The following is a 15,497-nucleotide window of genomic DNA, read 5'->3' as shown; positions in this document are numbered from 1 at the left end:
CCATGCTGGCGCGCATTGCCGGAAATAAGCAACTGCCTGCGGATCTGCGCGGTGGTGTCGTGGCGATCGGAAATTTCGACGGCGTTCATCGCGGCCATCAGGCTGTGCTGGGGCGTGCACTGGAAGAGGCCGGGAAGCGTGGCGTTCCCGCACTGGTCCTCACCTTCGAGCCCCACCCGCGCAAATTCTTCCGGCCGCAGGTCCCGCTTTTCGTGCTGACGCCGCCAGCAATGAAAGCGCATCTTCTCGAAGAGCTGGGTTTTTCAGCGGTTGTGGAGCAGGCCTTCACGGCACAGTTTGCGGCACAGTCGGCGGAGGATTTCGTGGCCGGAATCCTTCAGGAAAATCTTGGCATCAGTCATGCCGTCACCGGCTTCAACTTTCACTTCGGCAAGGACCGCCAGGGCGGCCCGGCCTATCTGATGAACGCCGGAGAACGTCACGGCTTTGGCGTGACTCTGGTGGACGCCTTTCGCGACGAGGGCGCGCAGGTCATTTCTTCCAGCCGTATAAGAGAGCTGCTGGCCGCAGGAAATGTGTCGGAGGCGGCGGGACTTCTCGGCTACCGCTTCACCGTGCAAAGCGAAGTCATCGGCGGTCAGCAACTCGGTCGCACGCTGGGTTTTCCAACGGCCAATATGTGTTTGCCGGAAGATGTGGAGTTGCGCGAAGGTATCTATGCGGTGCGGTTCCGGCGCGCAGACGGAAGCCTTCATGATGGCGTTGCCAGTTTTGGCCGCCGCCCCACGGTCAATGTCAACGGAGCGCCGCTGCTCGAAACCTTCGTGTTCGATTTCTCCGGCGATCTCTATGGCGAAGTCTGCGATGTTTCGTTTTTCGCTTATCTGCGCGGCGAAGAAAAATTCGACGGGCTTGACGCACTCGTCGCGCAGATGAGGCGCGACGAGCAGGAGGCGAGGGCCGTGCTGAGTGGCGTCCGAAGCCTTTCTGCTCTGGACGCCGAAATCAGCTTCTGACCTTTACTTCTTCAGCGCCAGTCCGAACGCAATGAAGGTCCAGCCCTGAAAGACCAGATCGATCGCGAGGAACAGTCCAATCACCCAAAGGCTGTTCACCGGCCAGCCGATGGCAATTACGATGCCAGCCAGAATGGTCACGATACCGGCCGTAACGATCCAGCCCGAGCCCTTCTGTTCCCAGTTCTGATAGCCGACCCATGCCCGCAGCGCGCCGGAGGCGACCAGAGACACGGCCAGCAGAAATGTAAGTGCGGCCGCCGAGGCAATCGGATCGTAGAAAACGAAGAAAATGCCTGCCAGCGCATAGAGCAGGCCGCTCGCAAGCCACAGGAAGAACCGGCCCCAAGTCTGCACTCCGAAAGCGTGAATGATTTCGATGACGCCAGCAAAAAGCATCAGCCAGCCGACAAAATAGACAGATGCAATTGTCGCGATGAACAGATTACCGAACGCGACGCCGCCCAGGATGAGCAGCAGAACCCCGAGTGCTACGAACCAGCCCCATTTGGAGCGCACTTCGTCGGTGATGCTGCGGATTGAATTGTTCTCAAAAGTCATGTTGCCTCTCCTGCTAACCTACCCCTCCACATGACTAAGCTAGTGCCGCCGCTTCGAAGCGTCCAGTAGGCAGGCGCATCATAACATTACGGATTTAAAACAAATTTTACCAAACTGACTGCAACAATCGCTTCAACTCCCACTTGTATTGCGTAAACGGTGAGACATGTCTGTTTTGAAGCCTGCGGCCGCGTTGTCGGCAATGTTTTCTCTTGGCGTCCCCACGATTGTCCATGCTGCCGATGGCATCGGCGGATGGCTGTCCGGTGACTGGTATCTTACCCTCGGTGCAACAGTGCTGGTGGCGCCCGATTTCGAGGGCAGCAAGAAGTATATGCTGGGTGCGACGCCGATCATCTCGCTCGGCAAGGCCGGCAATCCCGTGCGCTTCTCATCGCGTAACGACAACATATCTCTGGCGCTGACCGATCAGGGCGATTTTCGCGCCGGCGTGACGGGCAAGTTCCTGTGGAAGCGCGACAATGACGAAGACGCCATTCGCGGGCTGGATCCGATGCGTTGGGGCGGTGAAGTTGGCGGTTTCTTTGAATTCTATCCGCTGGACTGGGTGCGCATAAGGGCTGAAGTCCGTCAGGGTATCCGCGCTCACAAGGGTGTGGTCGGCGATATCGCGGTAGATGCCTTCCACGACGTCACGCCGGAAATCCGGATTTCCGGCGGACCCCGCGCATCGTTCGCATCATCAAAATATTTCGACGCTTACTATGGCGTCACCGCAGATGAAAGCTTCCGCTCTGGCCTCAGCGAATACAATCCGGGTGGCGGTGTTCGCTCGCTTGGCGTCGGCGGCGCGGTAACATGGAAAGTGTCCGATCCTGTCACCACCAGCGTTTTCGGTGAATACTCGCGCCTCATGGGACCTGCCGCGGATTCCAGCATCGTGCGTGAGCGCGGTTCCCGCAATCAGTTCACGATGGGTGTTTCGGCCACATACCGCTTCGACTTTACCATGTAGCGCCCTTTATTCCTGGGTCTGCATAGGTTAGAAGCGCGGCCATGATACGCCTACCGCACCATGTCGCCTTCGCGATACGAATTACCAGCCCGGTGCTCCGGGCGGGCTGAGATGCAACTCGCCTGCCGGAGCCGCCGGGAATTGCGGTGCGCGCGCTTCGCGCATATTCCAGAAATCATGAATTTCAGGCCCTGTGTCCAAACCGGCCGGGCAATCCATATGGCGAACCTATGACCGATACTGTCGAACCGATCGATTATTCCAAAACACTCTATCTGCCGCAGACGAATTTCCCCATGCGTGGCGGCCTGCCCGAGAAAGAGCCCCAGATCGTGGCCCGCTGGGAGGAGATGGACCTCTACAGGCAGTTGCGCGAGGATGCCGCTGGCCGCCCCAAGTATGTCCTGCATGACGGCCCGCCCTATGCCAATGGCACCATCCATATCGGCCATGCGCTGAACAAGATCCTCAAGGACGTCATCACCCGCTCGTTCCAGATGCGCGGCTACGACTCGAACTATGTTCCGGGATGGGACTGCCACGGCCTGCCGATCGAATGGAAGATCGAGGAAAAATACCGCGCCGCCGGCAAGAACAAGGACGAGGTGCCGATCAACGAATTCCGGCAGGAGTGCCGCGAGTTCGCGCAATCATGGATCGACGTGCAGACGAAGGAGTTCCTCCGGCTCGGCGTGATCGGCGACTTCAAGAAGCCGTACACGACGATGAATTTCCACGCCGAGGCGCGCATCGCCGGCGAACTGCTGAAATTCGCCATGTCGGGCCAGCTATACCGCGGCTCCAAACCGGTGATGTGGTCGGTGGTCGAGCGCACGGCACTGGCCGAGGCCGAGGTCGAGTATCAGGACTACGAGAGCGACACCATCTGGGTGAAGTTTCCAGTGGCCGGCGGCGTCGCAGATCTTGACGGCGCGTCGGTCGTCATCTGGACGACCACGCCGTGGACCATCCCCGGCAACCGTGCCGTCGCTTACTCGCCGCGCATCGCCTACGGTTTGTACGAAGTTACCGCAGCCGAGAACGATTTCGGGCCACAGGCCGGCGAAAAGCTGATTTTCGCGGATGCGCTGGCCGAAGACTGCTTCACCAAGGCCAAATTGCAGTTCCGGCGTCTGAGCGACGTAAGCGCCGATCAAATGGCATCGATCACGCTGGCTCACCCGCTCAAGGGCCTGGGCGGCGGCTATGAGTTTATTGTTCCAATGCTTCCCGGCGATCATGTCACCGACGATGCCGGCACGGGTTTCGTGCACACCGCTCCCGGCCATGGCCGGGAGGACTTTGACGCGTGGATGGATGCATCTCGTGATCTCGCAGGGCGCGGCATCGATACCGCAATCCCGTTCACCGTCGACGATGCCGGCTTCTTCACCAAGGACGCGCCGGGCTTCGGGCCGGACCGTGATGGCGGTGCCGCACGCGTCATCGACGACAACGGCAAGAAGGGCGATGCCAACAAGGCCGTGATCGAAGCGCTGATCGGCAGAAACATGCTGTTCGCGCGCGGACGCCTCAAGCATTCCTATCCGCATTCGTGGCGCTCCAAGAAGCCGGTGATCTTCCGTAACACGCCGCAATGGTTCGTCTATATGGACAAGGAGCTCGGCGACGGCACCACGCTGCGCTCGCGCGCTCTGAACGCTATCGACGCCACCCGCTTTGTGCCGGCTGCGGGCCAGACGCGTCTGCGCGCGATGATCGAGGACCGTCCCGACTGGGTGCTGTCGCGCCAGCGCGCATGGGGCGTGCCGATCTGCGTCTTCTCCGACGAGGACGGCAATGTCCTGAAGGACGAGGCCGTCAATGCCCGCATTCTCGAGGCTTTTGAGCAGGAAGGCGCGGATGCGTGGTTCGCAGAAGGTGCGCGTGAGCGTTTCCTTGGCGAGCGCGCCAACGAGCCGTGGAAAATGGTGACCGACATTCTCGATGTCTGGTTCGATTCCGGTTCCACCCACACCTTCACGCTGGAAGATCGCCCCGACCTCAAATGGCCGGCTGACGTCTATCTGGAAGGCTCGGACCAGCATCGCGGCTGGTTCCATTCTTCGCTGCTGGAAAGCTGTGGAACGCGGGGCAGGGCGCCTTACGATGCCGTCGTCACCCATGGCTTCACCATGGACGAGGACGGCCGCAAGATGTCGAAGTCGCTCGGCAACGTGGTCGTGCCTCAGGAAGTCATGTCCAAGTCCGGTGCCGACATCCTGCGCCTGTGGGTGATGACCACCGACTACTGGGAAGACCAGCGCCTCGGCAAGAACGTGCTGCAGACCAATATCGACGCCTACCGCAAGCTGCGCAACACGATCCGCTGGATGCTGGGCACGCTTGCCCATGACGATGGCGAGGACGTGCCGCTGGCAGACATGCCCGAACTGGAGCGGCTGATGCTGCACCGGCTGGCCGAACTCGATGAGATCGTGCGTTCCGGCTATGACGGCTTCGAGTTCAAGCGAATCACCCGTGCGCTGCTCGATTTCATGGTGGTCGAGCTGTCCGCTTTCTATTTCGACGTCCGCAAAGACGCGCTCTATTGTGAAGCGCCTTCCAGCGTGAAGCGCAAGGCGGCGGTGCAGGTGGTGCGCCATCTGTTCGACTGCCTGGTAAAATGGCTGGCGCCCATGCTGCCGTTCACGACGGAAGAGGCATGGGGCGATCGCTATCCGCAGGATCGCTCCGTGCATCTTGCCCAGTTCCCCAAGGTGCCTTCCGAATGGCGCAATGACGAACTGGCCGCCAAATGGCGCAAGGTGCGGCAGGTGCGCAGCGTCATCACCGGGGCGCTCGAACTGGAGCGGGCGAACAAGACCATCGGGTCGTCTCTTGAGGCCGTTCCTGTCGTCTACGTGACCGACGAAGGGCTCCGGCAGGTTGTGAGCGATGTCGATTTAGCCGAGATCAGCATCACCAGCGATCTGGTGATTTCGTCTGACGAGGCGCCTGCCGGTGCTTTCAGCCTGCGCGAAGTTCCCGGCGTTGCCGTGGTGATCGGCAAGGCGGTTGACCGCAACCTGCGCAAATGTGCGCGTTCCTGGCGTTATACGGACGACGTCGGCAGCGATCCCGCTTTCCCGGATGTGTCAGCGCGGGATGCCAAAGTGCTGCGTGAACTGCAGGCGCAGGGGCGTATCTGATTGTGGCTGAGGGCAGCGCGTACCGGCTACGCGTTGCCCTCGCACACAGCTTAAGGTAAAGACCACGTTTCCCGACGACAAATTGTCGCCGGATTTACCATTACAAGGACATGTTGGAATTTCGACAATGTCCGGCTGGCATCAATCAGGGGGCCGCTCTAAGTGAGTTTTTTCGGCATGACTGACAAAAACCGTGGTCGCGTGGCGTTGCTGGCTTCGCTGTCCGCTTCCGGTCTTCTGCTGGCTGGCTGCGTTTCCTCGCCCACCTATGGCACTGACAAGACCGCTTCCGAGCAACTGGCGACCGATCTCACCAGTGCGCTGACTTTTGCCCCGACGAAGCGCGAAAAGATCGACTATCAGCCGCGCCCCGAGCTGGTGAAGCCTTCCGCTGCCCAGAAGGCCAATCTTCCCGCACCTCAGGACAATGTCGTCACCACCGCCAGCGCACAGTGGCCCGAATCGCCGGAACAGCGCCGCGCGCGCATTCGTGCCAGTGCCACGGCCAATCAGGACAACCGCTTCTACGAATCGGAAGTGATCAACGATCTGCCGACGCAAACGTCGGCTTCCGCGAATCCTTTCGTTTCAGACAAGTTCGATCCCCGTGAAAATGCCCGTATGGCAAGGGAACAAAGCCCTGAGGTGAAGAAGCGACTTGCCCAATCCAAGCAGGGCAGCCCCAACACGCGCCGTTATCTGAGCGAGCCGCCGCTGGATTACCGCGTCGCTTCCGCCAACGCGCCGCAGGATGAGCTTGGCGAGGACGAGTATGTCAAGGAGCGCCGGCTCAAGCGTGCGGCCTCCAAGAAGGGCGGCATGTTCGACTGGCTGCCCTGGTAAACTGGCTTTTCGGTATGATTTCACCGGCTTCTAGCGGCGCGCCCTGAAGAAATCCTTCAGAATCGTGGCCGCTTCGGTTTCGCCGAGACCGGAATAGACGTCAGGCGAGTGATGGCAGGTTGGCTGCGCAAAAAAGCGCACGCCTGAAACGACAGCCCCTCCTTTTTCATCCGTCGCCGCGAAATAGAGCCTGCGCAGACGGGCGAAGGAAATCGCGGCCGCGCACATCGTGCATGGCTCCAGAGTGACATAAAGATCGCATCCACCCAATCGCTCGGCCGAGAGCTTGGCAGCCGCGTCGCGAATGACCAGAATCTCCGCATGAGCGGTGGGATCGGCAAGTTCACGGGTGCGGTTACCGGCCTGAGCGACGACGACGCCATCGGCTACCAGCACCGCTCCGATCGGCACTTCGCCGCGTAACGCCGCATCCTTTGCCTGCTCAAGCGCCAGGGCCATGAAGTCCGGTCGCTTCATTCAATACGATCTCCCGCTATTATCCCCTCGCAAGCAGGGGCCTGTCCTGCTATCTAGCCCGCCAAAAGAGCAAACACCACATGACCGAAGACGACAGATCAAAACGCAGACCCGGAGCGAAGCCCGGCGGACAGAAGCCGCGCGGGCCGTCGGCCGGAAAAGGGGCTGGAAAACCGGCAGCGGGCAAGGGCTTTGCCAAGCGGCCCGGCGCGGATTCGCGCTCCGGAAGCCCGAAGCGTAAATTCGATGCCGCAAACAGCGGCGATGGCGCGAAGAAATTCGGGGATCGTGATCGTCCGAAGCGTGATTTTGGAGGTGATGACCGTCCGGCTCGCGATTTCAGGCGCTCCGACCGGCCGCAAGCCGCCGATGCCGGTGCCGAGCGCCCCTTCCGCAAGGGGCCGCGCCCTGATGGCAAGCCGCCGTTCCGAAAGCGCGAGGATGGTGAACGTCCGTTTGCAGCTCGCGACGGGGATCAGCGCAGAAACGAACGGGGCGACAGACCGCAACGCGATTTCCGGCCGGACCGACGGCCACGCGAAGAGGGCGACCAGAGCAGCGGCGACAGCAGGTTCGCCAGAGGCCCACGCTCCGAGGGCAAACCTTTCGCGAAGCGGGAGGGGGACGGCAAAACCTTCTCCAAGCGCGATGGCGCAAGGCCCTTTGTGAAGCGGGACGGGGGTGACAAGCCTTTTGCCCCGCGCGGCGAGCGTTCTGGCGGCTTCAACCGGAGCGATCGACCCAAGCGTGATTTCGCGGACGATCGCAAACCCTCGAGCAGCCAGTTCAGGCCGAGGCCTCGTCCCGCTGCCGAGGAGCAGGAGAGCGGGGAACGCATAGCCAAGCGGCTGGCGCGGGCCGGCATTGCCTCGCGCCGCGATGCCGAAGAACTGATCGCGGCCGGCCGTGTCCGGGTCAATGGCGTTGTGCTTACCTCGCCGGCCTTCAACGTTCAGGCCAGTGATATGATTCAGCTCGACGGTGTCACCATCCCGCCGATTGAGCGCACGCGGCTGTTCCTGTTCCACAAGCCTGCGGGCGTGGTCACGACCAATCGCGATCCAGAAGGACGAAAGACCGTATTCGACGTGTTGCCGGCCGAGCTTCCGCGTCTGATGACCGTCGGGCGTCTCGACATCAACACGGAAGGCCTGTTGCTGCTGACCAACGATGGCGGGCTGGCGCGGGCGCTGGAATTGCCGGCCACCGGCTGGCTGAGGCGCTACCGGGTGCGTGTCCACGGCAAGGTCGACGAGCAGGCGCTGGCCGACCTCAAGAACGGCATCGCCGTCGATGGCGTATTCTACGGCGGGGCGGAAGCAAGCCTTGAACGTGTGCAGGGCAGCAATGCCTGGATCAACATCGGCCTGCGCGAAGGCAAGAACCGCGAGGTGCGTAACATTCTTGGCGCGCTCGGTCTTGAGGTCAACCGCCTGATCCGTATTTCTTACGGCCCCTTCCAGCTTGGCGAACTGCCGGAGGGCCATGTGCTGGAGATCAAGGGACGCACGCTGCGTGATCAGCTTGGTGAGCGTCTGGTCGAGGAATCCGGCGCCAATTTCGATGCCGACATCGTAAAGCCTTTCTCCAACAAGCCGGTCAGGCGCGAAGAGCGTCGGGATGGCGATTTTGACGAATCGCGTCCTGCAGCGAAGAAGTCGTCGCGCCTCGATATCGGCGAGGGCGGGCTGATAAAGCGCCGCAAGATGCGTGAAGGCAGCCGCGACGAGGCGCTGGGCAAGCTCTCCACCCGGCCGGGGCCGGGGGGAGGTCAGGGCTTCGGCGGCAAGCCCCCGCGCAAGGCGGAAGGTGGCAGGGAAGGTTCCCGCAACAAGGAGCGTCCGCCGCTGGATCCGCCCGGCCAGCGCAGGGCCAATGTGTGGATGGCGCCGGGCGCGCGTCCGCAACGTGAGCGAGATCAGGATTCACCTGCCGACAAGCGTTCCGACGGTGGGCGTTCCCGGGATGGGCGCCCGGACCGTGGGCCTCGCAAGCCTCAGGCCGGTGGTCGCGGCGGACCGGGCAAGGGTCCGAAGAGGTCATAGGCATGCGCATCGTTGGTGGCGAGTTTCGGGGACGGCCGCTGGTCACGCCCCATTCCGATTCCATCAGACCCACGACAGACCGCACGCGCGAGGCCGTGTTCAACGTTCTCGCGCACCGTTTTCCCGACAAGCTGGAGGGCGCGCGGATTCTGGACCTCTTCGCCGGCACCGGCGCGCTTGGTCTGGAGGCTCTGTCGCGGGGCGCTTCGCATGCGGTATTCATTGAGGAGTCCGCCGAGGGGCGGGGCCTGATCCGCACCAATGTCGAGGCATTCGGCCTGACCGGAAGGACCAAAATCTTCCGGCGTGATGCCACGGCCATCGGCAACATCGGCACCTTGTCACCGTTCGGGCTGGTGTTCGCCGATCCGCCCTATGGCAAGGGGCTTGGCGAACGCGCGCTGCGCAGCGTGCGCGAGGGCGGCTGGCTGCAACCCGGCGCTTTGTGCGTTGTGGAGGAGGTCGCCTCCATTCCGTTCGATCCCGGTCCTGACTTCTCGATCATCGATGAACGCGGTTATGGCGATACCGTGATCCGCTTCATCGTCGCTGCCTGACTTCTGCCGCGTTCGGCCTTCACACCACCCGCAATCCTTGAGATTCGGACTGCGAACAACCGGAGACTGCCATGAGATCAGACCCGAACCGCCTTCGTTCAGCGCTTCTGGCTCTTTCACTCGGGATATTCAGTTCCACCGCCTTCGCAGACACGCCAGAGAAGAAGGAATGGGCGGTTTCCCATTTCACGCTTGAAAATGGCATGGAGGTCGTCGTCATTCCCGATGGCCGGGCACCGATCACCACCCACATGGTGTGGTACAAGGTCGGAAGTGCCGACGAGCCCCCCGGAAAATCCGGCATAGCTCATTTCTTCGAGCATCTGATGTTCAAGGGCACCAGCAACCACAAGGCCGGCGAGTTCGACCACGCCATCGCCGAGATCGGCGGCAACAACAACGCTTTCACCTCCTACGACTACACCGCCTATTTTGAAACCGTACCTTCCGACGCGCTTGAGAGCATGATGGGCTACGAGGCCGACCGCATGCGCAATCTCGTGCTCAACGACGAGGTGGTGGCTACCGAGCGCGACGTGGTGCTGGAAGAGCGCCGCTCGCGTATCGACAACGATCCAAGTGCATTGCTGGATGAGGAAGTCAGCGCAACCCTTTGGCAGAACCAGCCTTATCGCATTCCGGTCATTGGCTGGATGCAGGAGATGGAAGAGCTAAACCGCAAGGATGCGCGCGAGTTCTATGATCGCTATTACACGCCCAACAACGCGGTCCTGGTTGTTGCCAGCGATCTCGATGCCGAAACCGTGAAAGCCATGGCCGAACGAACCTATGGGAAGATCGAGCGGGGCCCGGACCTGCCTGCGCGCGTTCGCCCGGTCGAGCCGGAGCAGAACACCAAGCGTACGGTGACGCTGACCGACGAAAGGGTGAGCGTTCCAAGCCTTTCCTCGCAATGGGTCGTGCCTTCCTACAACACGGCAAAACCCGGCGAGGCCGAAGCGCTCGACCTCCTTTCAGAGATACTGGGCGGCGGTCTGCGCAGCCGTCTCTATCAGGAACTGGTGGTGAAGCAGGGCATCGCGGCAAGCGCCGGCGCGTCCTACAACGGCACCATGCTCGATGCCACGAGCTTTACCGTTTACGGCACTCCACGCGGAGAGGCGACGCTGGAGCAGGTCGAACAGGCGATAAACAAGCAGATCGAGCGTATCGCAAAGGATGGCGTTACGGACGACGAGCTGGAAAAGGCCAAGAAGCGCTTTGTCCGGGCAACCATCTTTGCAAGGGATCGCCAGATCAGCATGGCCAACATGTATGGCAGCGCTCTGGCGACCGGGGCAACCGTGCAGGATTTGCAGGAATGGCCGGATCGCATCGGCAAGGTGACGGCAGAGGAGGTCAGAGCCGCTGCGGTGCGCTATCTCCAGCCATCGATTTCCACCACCGGATATCTTCTGCCGACTATGAAAGCCGGGAATTAAGCGCATGCAAAAGCTTTCGATTTCTCTCAGGCAGGCCGGCGCGCTCGTCGCTGGCACATTGCTCCTGTTGTCTCTTGTCGTGCTGCCCGTACAGGCGGACGTGAAGATTCAGGAAGTCCGCTCGGAAAAAGGCGTCACTGCCTGGCTGGTGGAAGACTACACCGTCCCGATCGTCACCACGCGCTTCGTCTTTCAGGGCGGCAGCAGTCAGGATCCTGTCGGCAAGGAAGGCCTCGCCAACCTGATGAGCGGTTTGTTCGATGAGGGCGCCGGCGATCTCGACAGCAATGCCTTTCAGGAAAAGCTCGATGACGTCGGCGCTGAAATGCGATTTTCGAGCACCCGCGACGGCATTTATGGCACGGTTCGCGTTCTGGCCGAGGACAAGGACGCGGCTTTCGATCTGCTGCGTCTGGCCATCGAGAAGCCGCGTTTCGACCAAGGGCCTGTCGACCGTATCCGCAGCCAGCTGCTGACGGGCATCGATGCTGCCGAGCGTGACCCGAACGATCAGGCCAGAAAGCAATGGGCGCGCGCCGTCTATGGCGAGCACCCTTACGCCCGCCCGGACGAAGGCACGAAGGAAAGCCTTGCGGGCCTGTCGACCGATGATCTGCATGCCTTTCACGACAGCCAGTTCGCCCGTGATGGCCTGTATGTCGCGGTTGTGGGAGCAATCGACGCCGAAACACTGAAGCGCGATCTCGATCGGCTGTTCGGCAATTTGCCGGAAAAGCAGAAATCCGTTCCGGTTGCGCGTGTCCAGCCCAAACTCGACCAGCAACTGAAGGTCGCCTACGATCTTCCCCAGACATCGATTCAGATGGCTTTTCCGGGACTTGAACGCACCGAGCCGGACTTCTTCGCTGCAGTCCTGATGAACGAAATCCTCGGCGGCGGAACATTCACGTCGCGCCTGTTCAAGGAAGTGCGTGAGAAGCGTGGACTGGCTTATTCGGTCGGCTCCATGCTTTCAAACCGTCGCTATTCGGAAACGCTGGGCATCAGCACGGCGACGAGATCGGACCGCGCCGCTGAAACCGTGGAAGTCATCCGCAGCGTGATCCGGCAGATGGCGCAGGAGGGGCCGACGGAGGCTGAACTTGAGGCCGCCCGCAAATATCTGATCGGCGCCTATGCGATCAACAATCTCAATTCTTCCGGGGCGATTGCCTCCACTCTGGTGGAATTGCAGGTGACCGGGCTTGGCAAGGATTACATCGAACGCCGGCCGGCCCTTCTGGAGGCGGTCACCGTTGCCGATGTCAAAAAGGTTGCGGCCAAACTTCTTTCGGGCGAGCCAGCTGTCATGCTGGTAGGGCCGGATGTCGAGAAAGTCCCGGCTGAATGAGCCCTACCTTCGGCATCGCATTTGGCGGTGGCGGTGCCAGAGGCCTGGCCCACATCCATATCGTCGAGGCCTTCGACGAACTGGGGATCAGACCGGTGTCTATCGCGGGATCGTCCATCGGGGCGATCATCGGGGCTGCCATGGCTTCCGGCATGACGGGAAAGGAAATCCGCGACTATTGCCGCTCCATTCTGTCGAAACGCTCGGAAGTGGCCAGCCGCATCTGGCAGTCACGCCCGGGCAGCCTTGCCGAACTCATGAAGGGCGGGCTTCACGTCAGCCAGTTCAATATCGAGCGGATCCTGAAAGCGTTTTTGCCGGCGTCTATACCCGATAGCTTTGGCGGATTGCAGATTCCGCTGAAAATCACCGCCACCGACTATTACGGCCACAGCCTGGCGGTGCTGGAGGATGGCGATCTTTTGTCGGCGATCGCCGCATCCGCAGCCATACCCGCTCTGTTCAGGCCGGTCATCCGTGACGGGCGGTTGCTGATCGACGGCGGTATCTACAACCCCATCCCGTTCGATCTGATCAGTCATGAAGCGGACATCGTCGTGGCTGTCGACGTCATTGGCGCGCCGGTCGAAAACGGATCGCGACGCCCGACCTCGGTCGACCTGATGTTCGGTGCGACGCAATTGCTGATGCAGTCGATCATCGACAACAAGCTGACGCAGGTGCGTCCCGACGTCATCATATGCCCGCCGGTTTCCAGGTTCCGTGTGCTCGATTTCCTCAAATTCGATGCGGTGATGAAGGAAACGGCTTCCGTCAAGGACGAGACCAAGCGCAGGATCGACGAGGCCCTGAAGGCGCGTTACGAGCCCAAAAAGCATTGATGCCCATGAAAAAGCCGGCAGAACTGCCTTCGCCATTGCGAAAGCACGGTGCCGACAATAGATGGAAGCTCGAAAGTCGCCATCTCACCCTTCATGGGATCATCTCGATATGACTGACAAGATCGACGCCGCGAAGCTGACAGACCGTGTTTCGGCGCTGGTGGAAGCGGCCAGAAAGGCCGGTGCGGATGCAGCCGATGCGGTCGCCATTCTGAGCAGGTCGACGGGCGTTTCGGTGCGGCTTGGCAAAGTCGAGGAAACCGGCGCATCGGAAAGCGAGGATGTGTCGCTGCGCGTCTTCGTCGGCAAGCGCGTCGCAAGCGTTTCCGCAACTGCCGCATCGGATCCCTCCACGTTGGCTGAAAGAGCCGTATCCATGGCGAAGGTTTCGCCTGAGGATCCTTATCAGGGTCTTGCCGATCCCGCACTTCTGGTTCGCCATCCGGCCGATCTCGACCTGTTCGATGCGACCGAGGTTTCTCCCGGCAGGCTGAAGGAGGATGCTCTGGCTGCGGAAGCAGCGGCACTTGCCGTCAGCGGGGTGAGCAACTCCTCCGGCAGCAGCGCCGGCGCGGGCATGGGCGGGCTCGTTCTGGCCGCCTCTAACGGCTTTGTCGGACACTATGCCGTAACCCGCTTTTCCCGCTCCACAAGCGTGATCGCCGGCGAAGGCACAGGTATGGAACGGGATTATGAGTTTTCGTCCCGCCAGCATTTTGAGGATCTGGAGTCTCCGCAAGATATCGGCCGCAAGGCCGGGGAACGCGCAGTCCGGCGACTGGGCGCACGCAAGGCCGCCACCGGCGCGGTGAATGTGATTTACGATCCGCGCGTGGCGCGCGGCATCGCCGGTCATCTGGCCGGGGCGATCAACGGCGCTGCGGTTGCCCGAAAGACCAGCTTTCTGCGCGACATGATGGGGAAAAAGATTGCCAATGCCGCGATCACCGTGACCGATGATCCCCTGCGCCGGCGAGGTCAGTCCTCTCGTCCTTTCGACGGCGAGGGCGTGTGCGGCGAGAAGCTGGTGATGGTGGACAATGGTGTTCTCAACCATTGGCTGCTTTCGCTCTCCACTTCAGCGGAGCTCGGCCTCATCACCAACGGACGTGGTTCCCGCAGCGGCTCTTCGGTCTCTCCCTCGTCCAGCAATTTCGCGATCGAAGCAGGGGCGGCGTCGCCCCAGGATCTGATCGCCAGCCTGAAATCCGGCTTTTATGTCACGGAAGTGTTTGGACAGGGCGTGAATATGGTGACCGGCGAATACAGCCGCGGCGCCTCCGGTTTCTGGATCGAGAACGGCGAGCTGGCTTATCCCGTTTCCGAGGTAACGATCGCTTCCAACCTGAAAGACATGTTCATGAACATGGTTCCGGCCAGCGATCTGGACCGCAATTTCGGGACGGCCGCGCCGACATTGCTCATCGAAGGGATGACCCTTGCCGGAAGCTGACAAACGCAACCTTCCAGACCCTCAGGAGGATCTGACGCTGCTTCTGGAAGCGGCACGGGAAGCCGGTGAAATTGCCATGGGCTATTTCGGCAAGGACCCGCAGGTCTGGATCAAGGAGGGGTCTTCACCGGTCAGCGAGGCCGATTACGCCGCCGACAGGTACCTGCGTGAGACGCTTCTGAATGCGAGGCCGGGGTATGGCTGGCTTTCGGAGGAAACCGCCGATGACCTGAAGCGGCTGGATGCTCCGCGCACTTTCGTCGTGGATCCCATCGACGGCACCCGCGCCTTCATCGCCGGAAATCCGACATGGTGCGTCAGCATCGCGGTGGTTGAAGAGGGCCGGTCGCTGGCGGGCGTGCTCGACTGTCCCGCCAAGGGGGAAATCTTTTCCGCCACAACAAGTGGCGGCGCTTTCCTTGACGGCAAGCGCATTGCCGTCAGGACGGCTGGCTCATCGCCGGAAATCGCCGGTCCCAAAGACATGATCGATGAGCTACCGAAGGATCTGATCGCGCGCGCCAGCAAGGTCGGCTATGTGCCGTCTCTGGCCTACCGTATCGCCATGATTGCCGCCGGCCGCATCGATGCCAGCTTCGTCAAACCCGACTCTCATGACTGGGACCTCGCCGCGGCCGCGCTCATTCTTGAAGAGGCTGGCGGCAAGCTGATTGCCGAAGACGGACTGCCGCCGCGATTCGCCGATGAGATGATCCGGCATGGCGCGCTGGTTGCTGGCAGCAACGAGCTTCTTGACGAGCTTTATGCCGTGATCGCCAAACCGGAAGGTCGCGCACCACATTTCCCGGTTTAGGCATCGC

At 61.3% G+C, this 15,497-nt stretch carries 13 protein-coding genes; 11 read left to right on the top strand and 2 right to left on the bottom strand.

Annotation, left to right across the window (positions count from 1 at the left end; translation table 11 throughout):
* Positions 1-2: 2 nt before the first annotated feature.
* Positions 3-977: a bifunctional riboflavin kinase/FAD synthetase gene (locus HNR59_RS11580; protein WP_183830138.1), complete on the top strand. Its 975-nt coding sequence runs from the start codon at positions 3-5 to the stop codon at positions 975-977.
* 3 nt (positions 978-980) lie between these two features.
* On the opposite strand, the gene HNR59_RS11575 is transcribed toward HNR59_RS11580, so the two are convergent.
* On the bottom strand, positions 981-1,538 hold the full coding sequence (locus HNR59_RS11575) for an HdeD family acid-resistance protein (RefSeq protein ID WP_183830133.1): 558 nt from the start codon (positions 1,536-1,538) through the stop codon (positions 981-983).
* A gap of 202 nt (positions 1,539-1,740) precedes the next feature.
* Between HNR59_RS11575 and HNR59_RS11570 the strand changes: the two genes are divergently transcribed.
* From HNR59_RS11570 to HNR59_RS11560, 3 genes are all read left to right on the top strand, one after another.
* Positions 1,741-2,514, top strand: a complete 774-nt coding sequence (locus HNR59_RS11570) for a MipA/OmpV family protein (protein ID WP_246374677.1) — start codon at positions 1,741-1,743, stop codon at positions 2,512-2,514.
* 230 nt (positions 2,515-2,744) lie between these two features.
* Positions 2,745-5,666, top strand: a complete 2,922-nt coding sequence (gene ileS / locus HNR59_RS11565; protein ID WP_183830127.1) for an isoleucine--tRNA ligase — start codon at positions 2,745-2,747, stop codon at positions 5,664-5,666.
* A gap of 177 nt (positions 5,667-5,843) precedes the next feature.
* The gene (locus tag HNR59_RS11560; protein WP_183830124.1) at positions 5,844-6,509 is read left to right on the top strand and encodes a hypothetical protein; all 666 of its coding nucleotides are present in this window, start codon (positions 5,844-5,846) and stop codon (positions 6,507-6,509) included.
* 30 nt (positions 6,510-6,539) lie between these two features.
* Here the strand turns inward: HNR59_RS11560 and HNR59_RS11555 are convergent, their stop codons facing one another.
* Positions 6,540-6,986: a nucleoside deaminase gene (locus HNR59_RS11555; protein ID WP_183830122.1), complete on the bottom strand. Its 447-nt coding sequence runs from the start codon at positions 6,984-6,986 to the stop codon at positions 6,540-6,542.
* Positions 6,987-7,066: 80 nt separating this feature from the next.
* On the opposite strand from HNR59_RS11555, the gene HNR59_RS11550 reads away from it, so the two are divergent.
* The 7 genes from HNR59_RS11550 (at position 7,067) to HNR59_RS11520 (ending at position 15,490) form a co-directional block, all read left to right on the top strand.
* Positions 7,067-9,031 carry a pseudouridine synthase gene (locus HNR59_RS11550; RefSeq protein WP_183830120.1) on the top strand — a complete coding sequence of 655 codons (1,965 nt, stop codon included), beginning with the start codon at positions 7,067-7,069 and terminating at the stop codon, positions 9,029-9,031.
* Between the two features lie 2 nt (positions 9,032-9,033).
* Positions 9,034-9,588, top strand: a complete 555-nt coding sequence (gene rsmD, locus HNR59_RS11545) for a 16S rRNA (guanine(966)-N(2))-methyltransferase RsmD (protein WP_183830117.1) — start codon at positions 9,034-9,036, stop codon at positions 9,586-9,588.
* A gap of 71 nt (positions 9,589-9,659) precedes the next feature.
* Positions 9,660-11,030: a M16 family metallopeptidase gene (locus HNR59_RS11540; protein ID WP_183830114.1), complete on the top strand. Its 1,371-nt coding sequence runs from the start codon at positions 9,660-9,662 to the stop codon at positions 11,028-11,030.
* A gap of 4 nt (positions 11,031-11,034) precedes the next feature.
* The gene (locus HNR59_RS11535) at positions 11,035-12,381 is read left to right on the top strand and encodes a M16 family metallopeptidase (RefSeq protein ID WP_183830111.1); all 1,347 of its coding nucleotides are present in this window, start codon (positions 11,035-11,037) and stop codon (positions 12,379-12,381) included.
* Positions 12,378-13,223 (top strand): patatin-like phospholipase family protein, encoded by an 846-nt coding sequence (locus HNR59_RS11530; RefSeq protein WP_183830108.1) that lies wholly within the window; start codon positions 12,378-12,380, stop codon positions 13,221-13,223. The genes HNR59_RS11535 and HNR59_RS11530 overlap by 4 nt, the downstream gene beginning before the upstream one ends.
* 109 nt (positions 13,224-13,332) lie before the next feature.
* Positions 13,333-14,676 (top strand): TldD/PmbA family protein, encoded by a 1,344-nt coding sequence (locus tag HNR59_RS11525; RefSeq protein ID WP_183830106.1) that lies wholly within the window; start codon positions 13,333-13,335, stop codon positions 14,674-14,676.
* Positions 14,663-15,490: a 3'(2'),5'-bisphosphate nucleotidase CysQ gene (locus tag HNR59_RS11520; RefSeq protein ID WP_183830103.1), complete on the top strand. Its 828-nt coding sequence runs from the start codon at positions 14,663-14,665 to the stop codon at positions 15,488-15,490. The genes HNR59_RS11525 and HNR59_RS11520 overlap by 14 nt, the downstream gene beginning before the upstream one ends.
* The last annotated feature ends 7 nt before the right edge of the window (positions 15,491-15,497 follow it).

Source organism: Aquamicrobium lusatiense (assembly GCF_014201615.1).
Lineage (GTDB): Bacteria > Pseudomonadota > Alphaproteobacteria > Rhizobiales > Rhizobiaceae > Mesorhizobium > Mesorhizobium lusatiense.
This window is presented reverse-complemented; position numbering and strand designations above follow the sequence as displayed.